The 20,413-nt window shown below is 32.2% G+C and carries 17 protein-coding genes; 6 read left to right on the plus strand and 11 right to left on the minus strand.

Annotation, left to right across the window (positions count from 1 at the left end; all coding sequences use genetic code 11):
* The first annotated feature begins 202 nt into the window (after positions 1–202).
* Entirely contained in the window at positions 203–1,543 is a 1,341-nt protein-coding gene (locus ACUN3A_RS08130; protein WP_445550794.1) for a sigma-54-dependent transcriptional regulator, read from the plus strand.
* Here ACUN3A_RS08130 and ACUN3A_RS08135 read toward each other — a convergent pair.
* From ACUN3A_RS08135 to ACUN3A_RS08150, 4 genes are all read right to left on the minus strand, one after another.
* Positions 1,540–3,981 carry an ATP-binding protein gene (locus ACUN3A_RS08135; RefSeq protein WP_445550795.1) on the minus strand — a complete coding sequence of 814 codons (2,442 nt, stop codon included), beginning with the start codon at positions 3,979–3,981 and terminating at the stop codon, positions 1,540–1,542. The two genes, ACUN3A_RS08130 and ACUN3A_RS08135, sit on opposite strands and share 4 nt — an antisense overlap.
* Positions 3,982–4,161: 180 nt before the next feature.
* Positions 4,162–5,358, minus strand: coding sequence for a C1 family peptidase (locus ACUN3A_RS08140; protein ID WP_445550796.1), 1,197 nt, complete (start codon positions 5,356–5,358; stop codon positions 4,162–4,164).
* 88 nt (positions 5,359–5,446) lie between these two features.
* Positions 5,447–7,348, minus strand: coding sequence for an alpha/beta fold hydrolase (locus ACUN3A_RS08145; protein ID WP_445550797.1), 1,902 nt, complete (start codon positions 7,346–7,348; stop codon positions 5,447–5,449).
* 113 nt (positions 7,349–7,461) lie between these two features.
* Positions 7,462–7,875, minus strand: a complete 414-nt coding sequence (locus ACUN3A_RS08150; protein WP_445550798.1) for a hypothetical protein — start codon at positions 7,873–7,875, stop codon at positions 7,462–7,464.
* Between the two features lie 240 nt (positions 7,876–8,115).
* Here ACUN3A_RS08150 and ACUN3A_RS08155 point away from each other — a divergent pair, with 240 nt between their 5' ends.
* The 3 genes from ACUN3A_RS08155 to ACUN3A_RS08165 all read left to right on the plus strand — a co-directional run bounded on the left by ACUN3A_RS08155 (position 8,116) and on the right by ACUN3A_RS08165 (position 11,325).
* A complete protein-coding gene (locus ACUN3A_RS08155) occupies positions 8,116–9,228 on the plus strand; it encodes an NAD(P)/FAD-dependent oxidoreductase (protein WP_445552821.1) in 1,113 nt (370 codons plus the stop codon).
* Positions 9,229–9,231: 3 nt separating this feature from the next.
* On the plus strand, positions 9,232–9,972 hold the full coding sequence (mtgA, locus tag ACUN3A_RS08160) for a monofunctional biosynthetic peptidoglycan transglycosylase (RefSeq protein ID WP_445550799.1): 741 nt from the start codon (positions 9,232–9,234) through the stop codon (positions 9,970–9,972).
* Between the two features lie 85 nt (positions 9,973–10,057).
* Positions 10,058–11,325 (plus strand): IS3 family transposase gene (locus ACUN3A_RS08165; protein ID WP_445550800.1). Its coding sequence is split into 2 segments (ribosomal slippage): positions 10,058–10,397 and positions 10,397–11,325, totalling 1,269 coding nucleotides; the frame shifts between segments, so codons are not numbered across the junction.
* A gap of 55 nt (positions 11,326–11,380) precedes the next feature.
* Here the strand turns inward: ACUN3A_RS08165 and ACUN3A_RS08170 are convergent.
* The 3 genes from ACUN3A_RS08170 to ACUN3A_RS08180 form a co-directional block, all read right to left on the minus strand.
* On the minus strand, positions 11,381–11,986 hold the full coding sequence (locus ACUN3A_RS08170; RefSeq protein ID WP_445550801.1) for a GNAT family N-acetyltransferase: 606 nt from the start codon (positions 11,984–11,986) through the stop codon (positions 11,381–11,383).
* A 125-nt stretch (positions 11,987–12,111) separates the two neighbouring features.
* Positions 12,112–14,319 (minus strand): TonB-dependent receptor, encoded by a 2,208-nt coding sequence (locus tag ACUN3A_RS08175; protein WP_445550802.1) that lies wholly within the window; start codon positions 14,317–14,319, stop codon positions 12,112–12,114.
* Positions 14,320–14,480: 161 nt separating this feature from the next.
* Positions 14,481–14,825, minus strand: a complete 345-nt coding sequence (locus tag ACUN3A_RS08180; RefSeq protein WP_445550803.1) for a hypothetical protein — start codon at positions 14,823–14,825, stop codon at positions 14,481–14,483.
* Between the two features lie 144 nt (positions 14,826–14,969).
* Here ACUN3A_RS08180 and ACUN3A_RS08185 point away from each other — a divergent pair, with 144 nt between their 5' ends.
* Positions 14,970–15,221: a DUF2281 domain-containing protein gene (locus tag ACUN3A_RS08185; RefSeq protein WP_445550804.1), complete on the plus strand. Its 252-nt coding sequence runs from the start codon at positions 14,970–14,972 to the stop codon at positions 15,219–15,221.
* Positions 15,221–15,499 carry a type II toxin-antitoxin system RelE/ParE family toxin gene (locus ACUN3A_RS08190; RefSeq protein ID WP_445550805.1) on the plus strand — a complete coding sequence of 93 codons (279 nt, stop codon included), beginning with the start codon at positions 15,221–15,223 and terminating at the stop codon, positions 15,497–15,499. The genes ACUN3A_RS08185 and ACUN3A_RS08190 overlap by 1 nt, the downstream gene beginning before the upstream one ends.
* Before the next feature lie 61 nt (positions 15,500–15,560).
* Here ACUN3A_RS08190 and ACUN3A_RS08195 read toward each other — a convergent pair whose 3' ends face one another.
* The 4 genes from ACUN3A_RS08195 to ACUN3A_RS08210 all read right to left on the minus strand — a co-directional run bounded on the left by ACUN3A_RS08195 (position 15,561) and on the right by ACUN3A_RS08210 (position 20,379).
* The gene (locus ACUN3A_RS08195; RefSeq protein WP_445550806.1) at positions 15,561–16,550 is read right to left on the minus strand and encodes an aspartate-semialdehyde dehydrogenase; all 990 of its coding nucleotides are present in this window, start codon (positions 16,548–16,550) and stop codon (positions 15,561–15,563) included.
* Between the two features lie 266 nt (positions 16,551–16,816).
* Positions 16,817–17,200: a large conductance mechanosensitive channel protein MscL gene (gene mscL, locus ACUN3A_RS08200; protein ID WP_445550807.1), complete on the minus strand. Its 384-nt coding sequence runs from the start codon at positions 17,198–17,200 to the stop codon at positions 16,817–16,819.
* 65 nt (positions 17,201–17,265) lie between these two features.
* On the minus strand, positions 17,266–19,713 hold the full coding sequence (locus ACUN3A_RS08205; RefSeq protein ID WP_445550808.1) for a bifunctional UDP-N-acetylmuramoyl-tripeptide:D-alanyl-D-alanine ligase/alanine racemase: 2,448 nt from the start codon (positions 19,711–19,713) through the stop codon (positions 17,266–17,268).
* 285 nt (positions 19,714–19,998) lie between these two features.
* Positions 19,999–20,379: a hypothetical protein gene (locus tag ACUN3A_RS08210; protein ID WP_445550809.1), complete on the minus strand. Its 381-nt coding sequence runs from the start codon at positions 20,377–20,379 to the stop codon at positions 19,999–20,001.
* Positions 20,380–20,413: the final 34 nt, after the last annotated feature.

Consider the following 20,413-nt stretch of genomic DNA (forward strand, 5'->3'; position numbering starts at 1 on the left):
AGAATTATCAGTTGGTCATCAAAAGCTACTGTTTATACAGATGTTAATGGCAACTAACTATATTATATATTTAATTGGGGAAATTAGATTTATGTTTTTGACTAAAAAGAGATCGTTATACAACGATCTCTTTTTTTTTGCATAATTTTATGAAAATACAAGTTTATTAATGGTATTTTAGTAAAAAAGTCACTTATACCAAATGTCAAAGATATTACTAATAGAAGATGATATTTCGTTTTGCAAATTATTAGAGAAATTTCTAATAAAGAAAGCATACGATGTAACCATTTCTTTTTCTGCTGATGAAGCCAGAATAGCAATCAAAAAAGAATCATTCGATTTGATTCTAATGGATATTCGTTTACCAGATTCTGATGGCATTGGACTTATGACTGAATTTAAAACTTCAAATCCAGAAATACCTGTTATACTTATGACTGGATATTCGGATGTGAATACTGCCGTAAAAGCCATCAAAAATGGTGCTTCCGATTATATTTCAAAACCTTTTAATCCTGATGAAGTTTTATTGGTTATCACAAATGCAATGCAGGGTTCACAAGAAGATTTTCCTATAGAAGAAAAGAAAAACACTAAAAAACCAGCAACTTCAGAAAATGAATTTGTAAAAGGGATTTCTGTAGCTTCAAAAAAATTATTAGATCACATTCAATTGGTGAGCCCAACTGATATGTCCGTTTTAATAATTGGTGAAAGCGGTACAGGAAAAGAAATTATTGCAAAAAGCATTCATCAGCAAAGCAATAGAAAAAACAATAATTTCATAGCTGTTGACTGTGGAGCAATTCCGAAAGAATTAGCAGCTAGTGAATTTTTCGGCCATCTTAAAGGATCTTTTACTGGAGCAATCAATGATAAAATAGGTTATTTTGAAGCGGCTAATGGAGGAACTCTTTTTTTAGATGAAATTGGAAATCTTTCTTATGAAAATCAAATACAATTACTCCGAGCGCTACAAGAGCGAAAAATAAAGCCAGTTGGTAGCAATAAAGAAATTAATGTTGACATTCGGATCGTCACTGCTACTAATGAAGATTTGCGTGAAGCGGTTAAAAACGGAGATTTTAGAGAAGATTTATACCATAGAATCAATGAATTTTCTATTCTTTCACCTTCATTAACAGACAGAGAAGAAGATTTAATGATTTTTGCCGACTATTTTCTAGAAAAAGCCAATCAGCAATTAAACAAAGAAGTCATCGGATTTTCTCCTGAAGTGATTACAATTTTTCAAAAATACAATTGGCCTGGGAATTTGCGTGAATTACAAAACTGTGTAAAACGTGCAACACTTTTGTCGCGTGGCAATTATATTGAAAGCGATGTATTGCCTACAGAATTTTTTCAAGTACAAAAACAACAAAATTCCGACGATACTTTTTCGTTATCAGAAAATGAAAAAGAAGCCATTGTTTATGCGTTGTCAAAAGCAGAAAACAACAAATCTAAAGCAGCAAAATTACTTAAGATAACTAGAAAAACACTTTATAATAAATTGAAACAGTACAATATCAATTAGACTATTTCCTTTTGCAAAGCGGTAAAAAGCAAATCAGTTTTTGTATGTAAAGAATTCCAAAGATTTTCCAAGTCAGACTTTTCCAAATTATCTCTCTCTAATATATTCAGAATTGTAGCTATTTCATTTGCTTCAATTTGTTTGAACATGGGTGCAATTCTGTGTGCAATAGCATTAATTTCGAAAATGTCTTTTTCTTTGATGGCATTTTCTAAATGAGCCAAGTTTTCTTCACTACTTTCAACAAACTGATTTAGAACCTCGTATAAAGCTTCATTATCATTATTTAAAAACTCTTTTAGTGGCTCTAAAGAATATAATTTTGAAGATGTTATCTCTTCACTTTTATTAATATCAACTGTAGGCAGCTCATTATTTTCTAAGATATTCTGAATCGTTTCCAACAATACTTTTGGCGAATATGGTTTTTTGAGTACGGTTGTAAATCCTGCTTTGGTAAAAACGGAATACTCCAAATCTCCACGACCAGTAAGTGCAATTATTGGTTGATTTTTGTATGTTGTATAGTTGGAGTTTTTTAATTTTTCAATAAATGAAAATCCATCCATTACAGGCATTTGAATATCCGTAATTATAAAATCAAATTGGGTTGTTTTAATTGCTTCTAATGCTTTAACAGCATTATCAAAAGATAAAACGTGATGTTTTTCCTGTTTTAAAACACTACTGGTTAAATTCAGTAAATTGATATCGTCATCAATTACAATGAAAGTATAGTTTTTAGTATTTAAAAATATTCTTTTTTCAATTTCCGAAGTAACATTTAGACTGGTATCAAAAAGCAAGGGAAGTTCAATTACAAAAGTACTTCCTTTACCAAACTCACTTACTAACTTTAAATTCCCTCCTAAAATGGCAATTATCTTTTGGCAAATAGATAAACCCAAACCAGTTCCTCCATATTTCTTTTCGATATTATCATTTGCTTGAGTAAATTCTTCAAAGACTAATTTTTGACTTCCTTTTGCTATTCCGATTCCAGAATCTTCAATTGAAATACTAAAAAAAGAATCATCAGTTGTTTTATATGCATTGATTTTAATGAAACCTTCTTCAGTAAATTTATAGGCATTCCCAATAATATTACTCAAGATTTGTTTCAGACGAAATGGATCCCCAACTATTCGGTTGTTTAGTTTTTCATCAACATGGATAACAAGGTCAATGTTTTTTTGTTTGTAAACAGTCTGAATATTTTTGGCTACATCATTAATAACTTCAGGCAGTAAAAAAGGGACTTTTTCAATTGTAATTTTTCCAGCTTCAATTTGAGAAAAATCCAATAAATCCTGAACCAATTGCGTAATATATTCAGAAGAATTTTTGATGTTTTTAACGAAATAAGACTGCTTTGTATTTACATCCGAATTGCCCAAAAGCTCCGTATAACCCACAATCGTACTCAGCGGAGTTTTTAAATCATGACTCACAGTCGAGATCAACTGTTCCCGGCTTTTTAATAATTTCTTGGTTTTAAAATTAGCAGCTTCTAATTGTTTCTTATACAATTGTGACTTCGAATAATCGCTCACAATCAAAATGGAAAAAAACAATGTCAATATCAAACCAATAATTGCCGATGCTGTAATAACCGTATTTACTTTTTTAAGTGATTTTTCTTTTAAGGTATTATTTTTTATGGAGTTAATAATGATTTCTCGTTCAATAATTCGAAGTACTTTTCGAAGTTGTTCCGAAATTGCAATTTCATTTTTGAGGAGTTTATTTTCTTGAAAATTCAACGATTCCTTTTTCTTTTCTGCTTTCAGTTTTACGGAGGTTAGCAGTTTTTTAGAATTGGCTAAAATAGAATCAGAAGCTTTTTTACTAAGCGTATTTGTACTATCGTCTGGGATATTTTGATTGAGATAATCCACGTATTTCCGAAGTACATTTCGCTGATAACTTCCTAATTGTTCTGGGTTTTTGGCAAAATCCCGAAGCACTAATTTTCGAAGTTTAGACTCCATTCGGGTAATTTCATTAATCGCATTATTTACAGAAACTTCATCCTCAGCTTTGTTCTTTATAGCTTTTAATTGTTGAATGTTTTTAGTTTTTTCCGATAATAAATACGCAACACTGTCTAACAAAGTTTTTTGATATTCTGTCGTGACAATTTGTTTTAATGTATCAATTCTGGATTTTAAAGAATCAGTTTCAATAAGATAGCTTTTAAAATCCTTTTCAGAGTTCGTTTGAATTGTTTTTCTACCTAAACTTTCAGCTTTGTAAATATTGGAGAAAAGCTTACTGACTTTTAAAATCTTAGTTTTTTCGAAGGCTATTTTATCTTCCAGTTTGTTGTAAACCGTATTTTCTGAATATAAAAACCAACCTACAGCAGTTACCAATGCTAATAAAGCAACATAACTCAACAGGACTTTAATAGGTGTATAACTTTTTTTACTCTTCATAAATTACATAACGGTGATTTATAAGCTTTATTTCTTTTGAATTTTTGCAATATATTCAAATTGTCTCGAGCTAGAAATATAGATTTCCGTCTAAATGTTACATAATTTTAAGGTCTAAAAAATAAAAAAAGCCGTTTCAAGTTACGAAACGGCTTCTTTCAAAATAAATTATTGCTTAAACTAAGCTCCAATTTTTTTGCTGATTTCTGTTGGAACTCCTCCTTTATTAACCATAAATGAAGTTGTTTTGTATTTTACAAAGTTCTTGCTCACGTACAAATATCCTTTATAGTCGTTTGTGGTTCCCCAAGAATTTTTTACAATATAATATTCTTTACCCATTTGATCTTTAGCAATCCCAACAATGTGCATCGCGTGATCATCAGTAGTTTGGTAATTATCAAAAGCTTTTTGACGAATTTCTTCAGTGATTTCCAACTCAGGCTTTGGACCGTTGAACATGTTTTCTTTCTCTTCGGCCGTCATATCGTCGAACTTTTTGGTAGGAACATACGCTACACCATTTTTCCAGCTAAAACTTTTTTCACTCACATCAGATGCCCAAGCAACTGTGTAACCATTTTTTAACGCATTATCAATGATGTTCGTCATATCATTCATTTTGATATTATACACCAAATCAAATGACCAGTTATCCGGAACCATCATCATTGTTTTAGCATAATAGGGCTGATTTGAATATGAGGCAAATTCAACATATTCGTCCGGATTAATCCCTACTACTTCTTTTGCAAAAGTTTGTGGCGTATAGTTTTTACCTTTGTATGTAAAATTTTCTGGAACTTGACCCAAATAAGAATCAATTACAGCTGCATACGCTTTTTCCCAATTTGGAGTCAATTCCCCATTTGGATTTTTAACAATAGCAGCCAACATCGCTTCTGTTAAAGCGCCCATTTCTGCAAATTTGTTTTTAGAAGTGCCATAATTTAAACCCGTATAAACAGATTGAGGCACCGCTCCATATTTTTTATACATATTGATAACATCATGCAATTCGCCACCATCGCCCAAGGTTACCGCTCCATGCATACGCACGTAGTTTTTTCCTTTTTCAACATAAGTATTTCGAGCTGAGAAAACCTGAGACAATTCTACTGGCTGTTTTCCAAGTCTAATCATTTCAGACTCTAAAAAAGAATTGGTAGAATAACTCCAACACGTTCCCGAAGAACCTTGATTCTTGATAGGTGTGTTTTCTAAATTGATTACATCCGAAAATTTGAAACTTTCGGCACTTTTTGCGCTAGCATTTACTTTTAATGAATTGACTAGTCCATCTTGAGCAGTCATAGTATTTATCCCAACAACTAAAGCTGTTGCAATAAAAAACGATTTAATGGGTAATTTATACATTTCTGAAATAGATTAATTTTGCGCAATATGTAACAAAAAATCAAATATTGTTACAAAATTGTTGTTAAATTATTAACCTGTCCCTAGATTACAAAGTTTCTTTAAGCCATTTGTAAAATTCTTTTTGCCAAATTTGAGCATTTTGAGGATGCAAAACCCAGTGGTTTTCCTCAGGAAAATAAAGTAATCTGCTTTTAATTCCTCTCATTTGTGCTGCCTGAAAAGCTTCTTGCCCTTGTCCTATTGGCACTCTAAAATCAATTCCACCTTGAATAATCAAAATAGGTGTATTCCAGTTCTGAACATAATTAATAGGATTGAATTCATTGTAAGCTTTTTGTGCTACAGTATTATTCTTTTCCCAATAAGGACCGCCAAAGTCCCAATTGTTGAAGAAAACTTCCTCGGTAGTTCCAAACATACTTTGTGTATTAAAAACACCATCGTGAGCAATAAATGTTTTGAATCTATTTTTGTGAATACCTGCTAAATAAAACACAGAATATCCACCATAACTAGCTCCAACACAACCTAAACGAGTTTTATCTACATAGCTTTCTTTGGCAACATCATCAATAGCCGAAAGGTAATCGTTCATCACTTGTCCGCCCCAATCTTTACTAATTTGCTCATTCCACTCTACTCCATGCCCTTGCATACCGCGACGGTTTGGTGCTACAACAACATACCCATTAGCAGCCATTAATTGGAAATTCCATCTAAAAGAATACGATTGTGTCAAAGGTGCTTGTGGTCCTCCTTGGCAAAATAATAGCGTTGGATACTTTTTACTAGCATCAAAATTTGGAGGCAAAGCAACCCAAACCATCATTTTTTTACCATCGGTAGTCGTAACATAACGTCTTTCAATTTTCCCCATTTGCAATGAAGCATAGGTTTTTGTATTCACATTAGACAATTGTTTCCAACTGTTTTTCTTTAGATTATATGAAAAAATCTCACTCGCATGATTCATATCTGATCTACTGACAATAAAATCATCTCCTGAAAAACCAATCATATCATTTACATCAAAATCTCCATTTGTAATTTGGCGAACCTGAATTGCAATTCTGGTCATTCCTGGAAAATTAACTTCGAACAATTGTCTTGTCCCATCAATTGGAGCAATAAAATAAATTTTTCGTCCATCTTTAGACCACATAAATTGTTCTACAGTCCCATCCCAATTGGCTGTTAGATTCATTTTGATTCCTTTGAAACTCACAATCAAATCATTTTTATCTGATTCATATCCGTCGCGTTTCATTTGCAACCAAGTCAAATCTCCTGAAGGCGAAAATTGAGGTGCCATATCGTAACCGAAATTTCCTTCCGTTCTATTAATCGTTTTCCCAGATTCTAAATTGTATTCATATATATTAGTGTCAGTAGAAAGTGCGTATTGAGTTCCTGCTTTTTTCTTGCATACATACAAAATATTTTTGCTGTCTGGCGACCAAATATAATCTTCATCACCTCCAAAAGGCTTTTGTGGGCTGTCAAAATTTTCTCCCTTTAGGATATCAATTCCAGTTGAGCCTTCCTTATTTTCTTTGTAAAAAACGTGATTGAATTTCCCTTCGTTCCAACTGTCCCAATGGCGATAATCTAAACCATTATAAATTTGTACATTGGATTTATCCAAATCAGGATAATAATCTTTTCCTAAAACCTTATCGATTTTTACTTCTTCGTTGTAAACTAAATATTTTCCGTCAGGAGAGATATTTTTATCCGTCAAAACTTCTTTTGTATCTTTAATTTCAACAGCTGTACCACCAGTGATTGCGACTGTATAATATTTAGAGTCCGATTTGTTTTCTTCGACTGAAGGTGTCGATACTTTATAGACAACATTCTTGCCATCTTTTGAAATTCCAAGAGGAGAAATTCGTCCTAATTTCCAAAGTAATTCTGGAGTCATTACATTTTGAGCGCTTGCCGTTAAACCCATCATAGTTAGCATTAAAAAGAGTGTTTTTTTCATAATTATTGAAAATATATATTCAGTTTTCAAATATAACAATATAATCATCAACTAAAACAAGTAGCTAAGCATAAAAAAAGCTTAAAAAAACACCCGCTTTTAAATACTAAACATTAAGAATTCTTTGTCATTTCTAATATAATTAAAATTAAAAAAAAGCTCAGCAAAAGAATGGTTATACCGACAAACATTATTTTCATAATTGGTGATCGTTTGCTTTTTTTAACTTGAGAATCTATATTTTCTATGGCATTGCAATTCTCAAATGGTTGAACAGTTTCTAAATATTTGTTCCATCCGCCATTTACATAAATTTGTTTTCCAAAGTCCGTTAAATCACAGCGAAATCCTTGATCGCATTCTAATACAACAAGCCCTTTCATTACTAATATCTCTGCAAATCCTTTGGAATTTTTTAGATTAAAACCATATTCATCTTTGAAGTTAATCCGCATCATAAATTGGGATTTCGATGCATATAACAATTTCAAATTTACCTCTATGAGTTCATCAATATTTTCAAACATAACAAAATACATTAATTAAATTCCTTTTCTACACTTCTTCTTTATTTCAGAAAAAAGAAAAACTGTACTATAAAACATTGATTTACCTCACAATTATGATGCCAAACAGTATTATTTTTAAAATAATAACAAACATTAAACAATGAGGATATGATTTTACAAATCAACAACTTCCGTTAAATTATCTAAAGAGAGAGTATTCAAAAAATGGAAAATTTATTTAATTTTATAAAAAAACAAATGCAATTAAGCTATTGGGAATTAAAAAATTGGTTTAGCCAAGTAGATTACACTATTGTTGGCAGTGGAATTGTAGGACTTCATGCTGCGTTGCGCTTGCGCGAAAAATATCCAACCAGTAAAATATTAATTTTAGAAAAAGGAATGTTGCCACAAGGTGCCAGCACCAAAAATGCAGGATTTGCTTGTTTTGGAAGCATTTCTGAAATCATAGACGATTTAAAATCACATACCGAAGAAGATGTCATTCAGCTCATTCAAAAAAGATGGAACGGACTCCAATTATTAAGGAAACGTCTTGGCGATGCCATAATAGATTTTAAACCTTATGGTGGTTATGAGCTATTTTTAAAGGAGGATGAAAATAGTTTTTCTGAATGTTCTACTAAATTGCCTTTTATCAATGAAATTTTAAGACCACTTTTTAAAGCTGATGTGTTTGCCAAAGAAGTAGATCGTTTTGGTTTTGAAGGAATTAACGAATATTTAATTTTCAATCCTTTTGAAGCTCAAATCGACACTGGAAATATGATGCAAGCCTTATTAAAAGAAGCCATAGCTCAAGATATTTTAATTCTGAATCAACAAACACTTACCTCCTATTGGGATAACGAAAATAGTGTTGAAGTTGCCTTAGGTAATTTTAGTTTCACTAGCAAAAAATTATTGTTTGCCTCTAACGGTTTTGCCAACACACTAACCAAAGGGGCTGTAAAACCCGCCAGAGCTCAGGTTATCATTACAGAACCTATTCCTAATTTAGACATAAAAGGAACTTTCCATTTGGATAAAGGTTATTATTATTTTAGAAATATTGGTGACCGAATATTGCTTGGCGGTGGTAGAAATCTAGATTTTAAAGCCGAAAATACAACCGAATTTGGTCAAACAGAAATTGTGCAAAAAAAATTGGAAGACTTATTAAAAAAAGTAATTTTGCCCAACCAAGAAGTCAAAATTGAACACCGCTGGAGTGGCATTATGGGTATTGGTAATAGCAAAAAACCTATTGTAGAACAACTGTCTGAAAACGTGTACTGTGGCGTTCGACTTGGTGGTATGGGAGTAGCAATAGGCAGTTTAATAGGAACCGAATTAGCAGATTTAGTATAAAAAATGGCGACCAAAATAACACCAAAAAAAACAACCAAAAAACCCGTTAAAAAATCGGAAAGTTTTATGACCAAAGTAAAATGGTTTTTATTGAAAGCGTTGTTGTGGTTTTTTGGAATCTCAATAGCTTCAGTAGTCCTTTTTAAATTTGTACCCGTTCCATTCACTCCTTTAATGATAATTCGTTACTTCGAAAATAATGCAGCTGACAAAGAAAATCATTTCAGCCACAATTGGGAACCCATCGATAAAATTTCCATGAATTTGCAAAAAGCCGTAATTGCCAGCGAAGACGGAACTTTTTTAACCCATAATGGTTTTGATTTTATAGCCATGCAAAAAGCTTATAAAAGCAATGAAAGAGGTAGAAAAGTAAGAGGTGGAAGTACCATATCACAACAAACTGCCAAAAATGTTTTTCTTTGGCAAGGCCGTAGCTACGTTCGAAAAGGACTTGAAGCCTATTTTACCGTTTTAATAGAACTCATTTGGGGTAAACAACGCATCATGGAAGTCTACCTCAACAGTATAGAAATGGGTGATGGCGTTTACGGAGCTTATGCCGCAACCGAACATTGGTACCGCAAAGATGCATCTAGTTTAACTATGCAACAAGCAGCTGGAATTGCAGCCATTTTACCTAATCCAAGAAAATTTAAAGCCACCAGTTCCTCATCCTATATCAATAATCGAAAAACAAAAATTGTTCGGATTATGAGGCAAATCGGTAAGATTGAATATTAAAATTAAACCCCAATAACAATTTGCTATTGGGGTTTTTCTTTTTTTTGTCTCGTCCTGAAAAAAGTTGACTATAATTACCTTAATTATGTCAACAGAAAGAAAAGAATTCAAAAAGCCGTTAGCTCCACAAACTTTCGGAGAGCTATTCAAAAAGCAAGTAGTAAAAGAATTTGAACAGGGATTATTTACAAAAGCGGAACTTCGCAGGCGCTATAATATTCGTGGTAACAGCTGTATACCCCGTTGGTTAAAAAAATATGGTAAATTTACCTATCAAGATAAACTAACCATTGGCCGTCCTATGAAAGATCCTCAATCTCAGCGCATCAAAGAACTTGAAGCACAATTAGCCAAGAAAGAACAAGAATTGTTGGTTTTTAAAAAGTTTATAGAAATAGCCGAACGAGAGCTAAAAGTTGAGATTGTAAAAAAGTCTGGTTCCAAGCAGTCCAAGAAATAAATCATATTTACAGGATTAGTCCTCAGGGAATATGTCGATTGTTTGGGTATAGCAAACAAGCTTATTATAAACGAAAAACACATCTGTTAAAATCAGGTTTAGACAAAGAGTGCCTAAACTCTTTAGTGATGTCAGTGCGTCAAAAACTGCCCAAAACGGGAGGTAAAAAACTATATTTTATGTTGAAAGATGATTTTAAGAAACATCAAATAAAGATAGGCAGAGATAAATTATTTGATTTTTTACGAGATGAATATTTATTAGTTCCGAAAGTTCGAAGATATTACAAGACAACCAATTCAAGACATTGGATGCGTAAATATCCAAACTTAATTAAAGAGATAGAAATCAAAAGGCCTGAGCAAATTTGGGTAGCTGATATTACTTACCTTAGAACTAAAGATAAAACACATTATTTACATCTGATAACAGATGCCTATTCGAAGAAAATTGTGGGCTATAAATTATCGGATAATTTAATGGCAGCTTCTACATTAGAAGCTTTAAAAATGGCTGTTATTAATAGAAAATACAGTAACAATCTTATACATCATTCAGACAGAGGCTTGCAGTATTGTAGCAAAGAATATACCGAATGTTTATCCAGAAACAACATTCGGATAAGCATGACGCAAAGTTATGATCCCTATGAAAATGCAATTGCAGAAAGGGTAAATGGAATTTTAAAAGAAGAGTTTGGATTATTTGAAATTTTTGAGAATGTTGAAAACTTAAAAAAGCAAGTCGAAGAATCTATTCTGTTTTACAATCAAATTAGAGTCCATTTGTCTATAAATATGCTTACTCCTAATCAAGCGCATTCTCAAAATAATATTAAACTAAAACGATGGAAAAAAATAAATCGGAACAGAAGTAATTCTGTCCCGATTTAACTAATTTTATAATATTAATCGAGTCAACCTTTTTCAGGACAACTCATTTAGAACATTAAACTTTAGAACTTGAAAACTCAGAAAAATATTCTCTTTTAGTAGTTTTCCAATCTTCTAAAATAATGCTGTAATAAACATCATCTCTACTTTTTCCTTCAGAATCAATGTAATTATTTCTAAACAGACCTTCTTTTAAGGCACCTAATTTTTCTATTGCTCTTTGGGATTTTTCATTTTCAAGATCGGCGCTAAATTGTATTCTTCTAAATTGAATATTTTCAAAACCAAAGTTTAACAACTCATATTTGCAGGCTTTATTTAATCCTGTTCCTTGAAATTCTTTCCCGTACCATGTCCAACCAATTTCGCATTTTTGGCTTGCGTAGTTTAAATATCCGTATCTAGTACTTCCTGCGACTTTATTTGTTGCTTTATCAATAATCAATAACGGATAACATATTCCATCTGCCTTTTGTTTTAAAGTACTTTTAATATAATTTTTAAAATCGACATCATTTCGAATGTACATTCCCATGTATTTCCATATTTCGTCATCAAAAATAATTGATCTGAGCTCGACATTTCTTTCATTTTCAAAAGGAATCAATAAAACTTTTTCGTTTTCTAAAATGATTTCAGATTGTAATATTTCGCTTTTCATTACTGTTACTTTTATTTAAATGCAAAATAATTATTTTGACATTCTAAATAATTCAATAACAGAAAGATTTTGTTATAAAACCAAACCTCACAAAGGTGCTCAAGTAACAATAGAATCAAAAAAATTTAGAATTTAAACGCAATTCCTAGAACACCATTGATTCCTATATTAGGGATTCCAGATGTTGCCAGTCGAGACAAATGAGGAATATAGGTTTTGTTTAATAAATTATTTCCGTTCAAATTTACATCAAAAGCCGTTTTCCCGAGCTTTACTTTTCCACCAAAACCAACATTCAGTAGCGTGTAACCATCTGAGGGAATATCAAATCCACTAACTTGGTCTTGCTTAAAAGTTGTAGAAACATTCAATGTTGCAAAACTATCTTCAAGCCATTTACCTATTACAAAATCTGTTTTTATGGTATTGTTCCAATTGTTTGCTGGAATTTGAGGCAAATACCCACCGTCTTGCAATTTTCCTGTCACTGTTTCAAAGCTAGTTTCAAAATGCAACCAATCCAAAGGGTGTGGGTGAAAATGTAACGCTATTTCTCCTCCATATAAATTAGCATTATTTTGAATGTAATCATACACTTTGACATCATCAATCACATCTCCAGATGGTGACGTATAAATGTAGTCGTTAATATGATTGTAAAAAGCACTAACGCTAAACTCAAAATGGGTGCTTTTATATTCCAAATCCAAATCCGTTTGTAAATTTTGTTCGGTTTTTAAATTAGGATTTCCTATTTCATATCGAAAAGTTCCCTCATGAATACCATTAGAAGACAACTCAGCTAAATTTGGTGCTCTGAAACCTGTCGCAGCATTCAATCGAAAAGTCAAATCGGTTGCAAAATTAGTTTTGTATCCTAATGAAGCATTAAAGCTGTCATACTTTTTATCAAGTGCTTCAAAATACCCTTCTTCATCAACAATACCATGTTCTTCAGTAACTAAATGTCTATTATCAAACCGAATTCCTGCCTGCAAAGAATTAGATTCCCAACCATAAATTCCTGTAGCAAAAACTCCAAAATCATTGGTTGTAGCATTTGGAATTAAGTATTCCTCCCCAAGATTTTTATTATCCTGAGACATTCCCTGAATACCAACAATTGTTTCAAATTTTCCTATTGCAGGTAAATAATATTTGACATTATAATCGAAAGTGTTTAAAATCATGTGCAAAACTGCAACATCGCTATCTTCAAACTCATTTCGATCATTCCTGATATAACCCAAATTCACATCTAATTTTGAATTATTAAAAAACACAGTGTTATTCAAAGAAAACAAATTATTATAAACTCCTTGTTTTGGATATTCTGTTTTCTTTGTGGTTGTTTGGTCTGCGATACCTTCTTCTGGAATTCCAAGATCCAAGTTATTGTAATTGTATCTCAAAACACTCGAAAATTTAGTGTTGCTATACCCAATTGCGGCTTTGAAATCCATTTCCTGAAAACGCGTATTAGTCACGCGATCGCCATCTGGAATTTGATAATCAGAATGAGTACTATAAGCTCCTCGAATCAAATATTTCCAATTATCGGTTGAAGCTTTCAAGCCCAATGTTGTGTTGCTTCCAAGAGTATTTGAAAATAACCGTTGTCCAAAATCTCCTTGAAAAGTGTTTGCTAAAGCAAATTTTTCGGGATTAAAAAACAAAACTCCACCCAACGCATCTGAACCATATAACAAAGAAGCTGGTCCTTTTATCACCTCAACATTTTCGACCCCCGCATCGTTTAATCCCAAACCGTGTTCGTCTCCAAACTGCTGGTTTTCTAATCGAACTCCTTGTGTATAAACTAAAACTCTATTCCCACTTAATCCTCGGATTACTGGTTTTCCTATTGATGTTCCTGTAGAAACCTGTGAAACTCCTGGAATAGTAGCTAAACCTTCTATCAAAGTTGCACTTCCTTTTTCCTGCATCGATTTGACACTTTCTCTATCTACTTTCATCACGTTCTGGGATTGCAATTTGGAGAAAGGAGTTGAGACAATAACCTCATCCATTTGAAAAGCCGTTTCATCCATAACGATATCCAGCGTTTGGGCATTTTGGATTTTTACAACCTTTTTATTTTGAGTCGCAAAACCTACATATGAAAACACTAGAGTTTCATCCCCATTAGGCAATTCACTTAAAATGTAAACTCCGTTTTCATCTGTCTTAGTTGATTTATGTGTATCCGTAGCATCGACAGTAACGCCTACTAAAGGATTGTTCTTCGAATCGGTTACTTTTCCGGATATTGAATTTTGTGCTTGTAAAAAACTGCTAAACACTAGCAATAGGACTATTATATATTTTTTCATTTGAATAAATTGTATTGTTTCCAATCAAAGCACTTTGAAAAAGTAACTAATGGCTGGAAATGATTTTGTAAATAATTAAGCAACCGACAAAATTTCTGTAAACGAAAATTGTCCGCCGATAGCTTACTTTAAAAACGTAATAACTCAAAGAATTGAGCTATTTAAATACAATTTGGGGGACCGCGATGGGAATACAAACTACCCGAAAACGAAAAAACAGATTCGGTATTTGCAAAGAAATAAGGAATATTATAATTCCCTGCGAAGAATGTATAGGAATATTTTATTGGTGTTATAAAACTACTAAACCCAAATTGACAAACATAACAATGATCAAAACTGTGATGCTGATGAGTAAATTCGGTACTAGAATTATAAGTATGATGACATTGTTTCTCAGAAAACTTCTCTTGTAAGTGCCCAATACTATCAAAAGATTGGAACAGTATCGAGAACAATACCGCAACAACTAATGAGAGATTTATTATGAGCTGTTTTCTTTTCATCGTTGCAAAGGTAGGGAAAAGCGAAAGGTTTAACCAATTGCTTTTTAAAATTTAAATTTACTTAATTGAAAAAAACATTCTACCTTTGAAATAACATTGATTTGTATTTTTAGCAAATGAATTCAAAACTAAACATTTACAGCTATGTCTTCAGCAACAATTTCAAAAATCAGCCAAAAAATCAAATCCCTTCCTGAAAATCTTTTACAAGAAGTAGATCAATATATCGATTTTTTAAAATACAAAAATGACCAATCGGATTGGTCAGAATCAATATCGGACGATGAACTTTCACTAATCGAAAATGGCAAAAAAGATATTGAAGAAGGAAGAGTTTACTCCCATAAAGAAGCTAAACAAAAAATAGCCGATTACATTAAAAACAAAGTGCATTAATGGAGATTGTGTGGTCAGAAACCTCTCTTGAAACTTTCTTTAAAGTCATTGATTATCTCTTCGAAAACTGGACTTTAAAAGAAATAAAAAGATTTGAGACAAACGTAGATACACTATTAGAAAAAATAAGCATTAACAATGAGTTATGTCCACAGTCCAAAATATTTGGATATAGAAAATGTACAATTGACTCACAAAACGCTCTTGTTTATTCCACTATAAACAATAAAATTTTCCTAATTACTTTTCTAGACACTAGAAGTCAAACTATTTATTAAGCAAAAAAACTACAACCGTTTAAAGTTGTAGTTTTTGAAATTATTAAATTCTAAAAAAGGATTATACCAATTTTGCTGCAATTAAATATTCAGCAATTTGAATAGTATTTGTAGCTGCTCCTTTTCTCAAGTTATCTGCTACAATCCACATGTTCAAAGTATTTTCTTGACTTTCGTCACGACGAATACGACCTACGAAAACATCGTTTTTACCCTCAGCATATTTTGGCATTGGATACGTAAAAGTGTCTAAATTGTCTTGAACAGTTACACCATCCGTTTGGCTTAAAATAGTTCTTACTTCGTTTACATCAAAATCATTACTGAATTCAACATTTACGGCTTCGCTATGTCCACCAACAACTGGTACACGAACTGCAGTAGCTGTTACTTTAATACTGTCATCACTTAAGATTTTTTTGGTTTCTTTAACCAATTTCATCTCTTCTTTAGTGTATCCGTTTGGTTCGAAAACATCACATTGTGGAATACAGTTGCGGTTGATTTCATATTTGTAAACCATATCACCTTTGATTCCTTTTACTTCATTTTCGAATTGTTCAACTGCTTTCACACCAGTTCCAGTAATCGATTGGTAAGTAGAAACAATCACACGTTTTACATTGTATTTTTTGTGCAATGGAGCCAAAGCCAAAACCATTTGAATAGTCGAACAGTTTGGATTTGCAATGATTTTATCTTCTTTTGTCAATTGGTTTGCATTAATTTCTGGAACCACTAATTTTTTAGTTGGATCCATTCTCCAAGCTGATGAATTATCGATAACGGTAGTTCCTGCTTCAGCAAATTTTGGAGCCCAGTCTAATGAAGTTTGTCCTCCAGCAGAGAATAAAGCAATATCAGCTTTCATATCAACAGCTGTCTGCAATCCTACTACAGTATGTTTTTGCCCTTTGAATTCAATTACTTTCCCTACTGATCTTTCAGAAGCTACAAGGATTAATTCTGTGTATGGAAAATTTCTTTCTTCTAATACTTTCAACATGATTTCGCCAACCATTCCGGTAGCTCCTACAACTGCTATTTTCATTCTATATATTTTTAATTGTGTATTTCTATTTTGAGGGACAAAAGTATATAATATTCAAAACAAAACAAGGGTCTTCACAAAAATTAACAAATTGTTATAAATCAAACAAAATAAAAGAACCACCCTTTTGTAGAGTGGTTTAGTTAGAATATATAGTGTAGCGAGTGTGTTTTATTTTTAGTTTCTAAGATACTCAGATGCTAAGTTTCTAAGATTTGAATTAGCACTATTTTTTTTTTAACTTAGAATCTTAGCAACTTAGCGGCTTAGTTTCTATTTTTTAGCAAATCTCTTATTTCTGCAAGCAATTGTTCCTGAGTAGGTCCTGCTGGCGGAGCTTCAACAACAGCTTCTTTCTTTTTAGCAGCATTAATACCTTTGATAATAATAAATAATACAAAAGCAATGATAACAAAATTGATCACAGCTGAAATAAACATACCATATTTCACGCCACCAAAAATAGTAAGCTCTTCTATTTTTGACAAATTAGCAGCTGCCAATGCGGGCTTCAATAAAAGTGGTGTAATTACATCTTCAATTAGTGAACTTATAATTTTTCCAAAAGCTCCACCAATGATAACCCCTATAGCAAGATCTACTACGTTGCCTTTCATTGCAAAGGCCTTAAATTCTGAAAGCATTCCCATATAAATACATTTTAAATTGATTAATCGCTCCTACGAATATACTTAATTTTGAAAACAAAATGTTATTATTCTCTGTAAAAAACACGTTTTACCCTTTGCGAAATACTAGTAAGAATTTCATAAGGAATTGTTTTTAATTGTTCGGCCATGTAAGTAACCGTTGGGCTTTCGCCAAAAATTACCACCGCATCCCCTTCTCTGCAATCAATCTCGGTAACATCAACCATCAGCATATCCATACAAACGCTTCCGAGTATACTGGCTTTTTTATTTTTTATGGTTACAAATCCAATGCCATTTCCCCAACTACGAGCAATACCATCGGCATAACCGATAGGAATTGTAGCTATTCTTGATTCTCTACTAGCCATAAATCGCCTTCCGTAGCCAACGCTTTCGCCAGATTGAATCGTCCTGATTTGGGAAATAATGGATTTTAAAGTTCCCACATTCTCAAGATACTTTTGTTCCTCAGAATCATTGGATACGCCATAAAGTCCAATTCCTAAGCGAACCATGTCATATTGTGCCTGCGGAAAATTGCTTATTCCCGAAGTATTCAAAATATGACGAATGGGAGTAATCTGCAATTCGTCCATTAATTTCGAAGATAATTTCTCGAATAAATTAATTTGATATTGTACAAAATCTTTGTGATTCAAATCATCGCTTGTGGCCAAATGTGATAAAACACTTTTTACTTTGACTGTTTGGTTCCCTTTTAAAGTGACGATTAAATCATCAATCGTATTCGCTTCAAAACCCAAACGATGCATTCCTGTATCTAACTTAATATGTATTGGAAAGTCTTTTAATTTTTTTTGTTCAGCTATTTTCAAAAATGCATTCAGTCCTTTTAAACTATAAATTTCAGGCTCTAATTGGTGCTGAATTATAGCAGTGAAGCTTGTGCTTTCGGGATTCAAAACCATAATTGGCAAATTGATTCCTGCGGTTTTTAACGAGATTCCCTCATCTGCGAATGCCACTCCCAGATAATCTACTTTGTGATGTTCCAGTAATTTTGCAATTTCAAATCCACCGCTTCCATAACCAAACGCTTTTACCATCGCCATCATTTTGGTGGTGGGTTTCAGTTTTGATTTAAAGAAATTATAGTTGTGGCTTATCGCATTCAGATTAATCTCCAGCATCGTTTCATGCGTTTTCTCCGCCAATGCCGAAACGATTTCTTCAAATTGAAAAGACCTTGCTCCTTTAATTAAAATGGTTTCATTTTCAAAAGGCAATGATTCCAAATGTGCTAAAAACTCATTGGTGTCTTTATAAAAAGTTGCACTAGCAAGCTTTATTTTCAAAGTTGAAATTGTTTCTCCAATTCCAATAAAACGGCTGATTTTATTAGAAATAATCAATTCGGCCACTTTAGAATACAATACTTCATTAGACAATCCGCTTTGAAAAATATCCGAAAGGATTACTGTTTTTTTCTGATGCTGTTTCTGACTCTCCAAAAAATCCAAAGCGATTTTTAAAGACTGAAAATCGGAGCTATAACTGTCATCTATAAGACTGCAATTATTAATTCCGTTCTTTACTTTTAAGCGCATTTCTATCGGATACAATAATTCGATTCGGCTCTGAATCGTTTTGCTGTCGTATTCCAAATACAATAAAACCAAAAGACATGAAATCACATTTTCTATTGAAGCATCATCTACAAAAGGAATTTTTAAAGTCGAAACGATACCTTTATAAGTGTATTCAATGGATGTATGATCATGAGTATGTTCTTTTTTGGACACAAAAATAGTTGCTGTTTTATCTTCAAAAGACCAAGAAACAGCTTTTGTTTTTGTACTAATAAATTGTTCTGAACTATTATTTTTTTGATAAATCACTGCTTCCGAATCTTTGAAAAGCAGCATTTTTTCTTTTACTTTTTCTTCCAAGTTTTCAAAACCTTCATCATGAGCCGAACCAATATTAGTTAAGATTCCAATAGTCGGCTGAATGATTTTTTGAAGTTTCTCCATTTCTGAAACGGTCGAAATTCCAGCTTCAAAAATTCCTAAATTGTGCTTCTCATTGATGGCAAGTACCGATAACGGAACTCCCACTTGAGAATTATAGCTTTTAGGACTTCGGATAATATTGTAATCTGGACTCAACAGAAAGTTAAGCCATTCCTTTACGATGGTCTTACCGTTGCTTCCCGTCACTCCTATTATTGGAAACGAAAAAAGACTGCGGTAATGAGATGCAATCTGCTGTAAAGCCGTTAAGGTATTTGGAACAATTAAAAAATTAGCTTTCCCATCAAGTCCATCAGGAATATGTGTAACCACAAAATTTCGAACTCCTTTGCCAATTAAATCTTTAATATAATTATGAGCATCGTTATTGGCTCCAGCTAAAGCAAAAAAAAGTGTTTTTTCATTGTTTTGCAAAGAACGACTGTCGATTGAAATGGTGTCGATTTCTAAATCATTGGTATTTCCAATTGCTGCAGCATTCAGAATTGAAGTGATTTTTTTTAGGGATAAATTCATCTTAAGTTTGAAAAATAGAAAATTAAATAATTGAGATAATTAGTTTAGTAGTTTTTCCAAACGAGAAACTATTTCCTCACTTTCAATAGAAAGAAATTCTTGAACAAATGCTATTTTTCTAGTCTGTAAATTCATGACTGTATATTTATATCGAATATCAAAGTTATAAAAAACAGCAATGGAATAGTGCTTATTTTACAGTTTTATTAAAGTCAAAAATCCCTTTGGAATCATTACCAGAATTTTAGTTTTTTTACTCCTTTTGATTTTCATTAAAAAAGAGAATTAATCGGTGATTAATTTAAACTTTACAGGTTGAAAAAATATATTGGAATTTTTCTCAAAATAAATTCCATTTTCTTTTTTATCTAATTTTACTTGATAATTATGAATTAGGGTAGTTTGTGCAATCACATTTACTTGATAAGTATCACCAATTTTATTTGCTTTGGATATATTCTGAACAATCCCATTAATCACAACCGATTTAGGAATAACAGCAGTGTCATTTAATTTAAAACTAACTACATATCCTTTCTCACTAGTCCTGTTATAACTTTTATACGTTTGGTTTTTAATATCTAAAAGTTGTCTGGAACAGGAAAAAAGAAAAAAAATTCCGAAAGAAAATAATAAAAAGACGGCTTTTGGAATACTATTCTTCATACTTTTATAGTTTTATTTACACAAATCTAACTTA

Source organism: Flavobacterium sp. WC2509, from assembly GCF_052683105.1.

Bases quoted from the DNA above. Each gene is read 5' to 3' on its own strand.
- ACUN3A_RS08140 (WP_445550796.1), bottom strand. From the start codon at position 5,358: ATGTATAAATTACCCATTAAATCGTTTTTTATTGCAACAGCTTTAGTT.
- ACUN3A_RS08130 (WP_445550794.1), top strand. From the start codon at position 203: ATGTCAAAGATATTACTAATAGAAGATGATATTTCGTTTTGCAAATTA.
- ACUN3A_RS08175 (WP_445550802.1), bottom strand. From the start codon at position 14,319: ATGAAAAAATATATAATAGTCCTATTGCTAGTGTTTAGCAGTTTTTTA.
- ACUN3A_RS08190 (WP_445550805.1), top strand. From the start codon at position 15,221: ATGGAGATTGTGTGGTCAGAAACCTCTCTTGAAACTTTCTTTAAAGTC.
- ACUN3A_RS08185 (WP_445550804.1), top strand. From the start codon at position 14,970: ATGTCTTCAGCAACAATTTCAAAAATCAGCCAAAAAATCAAATCCCTT.
- ACUN3A_RS08135 (WP_445550795.1), bottom strand. From the start codon at position 3,981: ATGAAGAGTAAAAAAAGTTATACACCTATTAAAGTCCTGTTGAGTTAT.
- ACUN3A_RS08155 (WP_445552821.1), top strand. From the start codon at position 8,116: ATGCAATTAAGCTATTGGGAATTAAAAAATTGGTTTAGCCAAGTAGAT.
- mtgA (WP_445550799.1), top strand. From the start codon at position 9,232: ATGGCGACCAAAATAACACCAAAAAAAACAACCAAAAAACCCGTTAAA.
- mscL (WP_445550807.1), bottom strand. From the start codon at position 17,200: ATGGGAATGCTTTCAGAATTTAAGGCCTTTGCAATGAAAGGCAACGTA.
- ACUN3A_RS08180 (WP_445550803.1), bottom strand. From the start codon at position 14,825: ATGAAAAGAAAACAGCTCATAATAAATCTCTCATTAGTTGTTGCGGTA.
- ACUN3A_RS08195 (WP_445550806.1), bottom strand. From the start codon at position 16,550: ATGAAAATAGCAGTTGTAGGAGCTACCGGAATGGTTGGCGAAATCATG.
- ACUN3A_RS08170 (WP_445550801.1), bottom strand. From the start codon at position 11,986: ATGAAAAGCGAAATATTACAATCTGAAATCATTTTAGAAAACGAAAAA.
- ACUN3A_RS08150 (WP_445550798.1), bottom strand. From the start codon at position 7,875: ATGTTTGAAAATATTGATGAACTCATAGAGGTAAATTTGAAATTGTTA.
- ACUN3A_RS08210 (WP_445550809.1), bottom strand. From the start codon at position 20,379: ATGAAGAATAGTATTCCAAAAGCCGTCTTTTTATTATTTTCTTTCGGA.
- ACUN3A_RS08145 (WP_445550797.1), bottom strand. From the start codon at position 7,348: ATGAAAAAAACACTCTTTTTAATGCTAACTATGATGGGTTTAACGGCA.
- ACUN3A_RS08205 (WP_445550808.1), bottom strand. From the start codon at position 19,713: ATGAATTTATCCCTAAAAAAAATCACTTCAATTCTGAATGCTGCAGCA.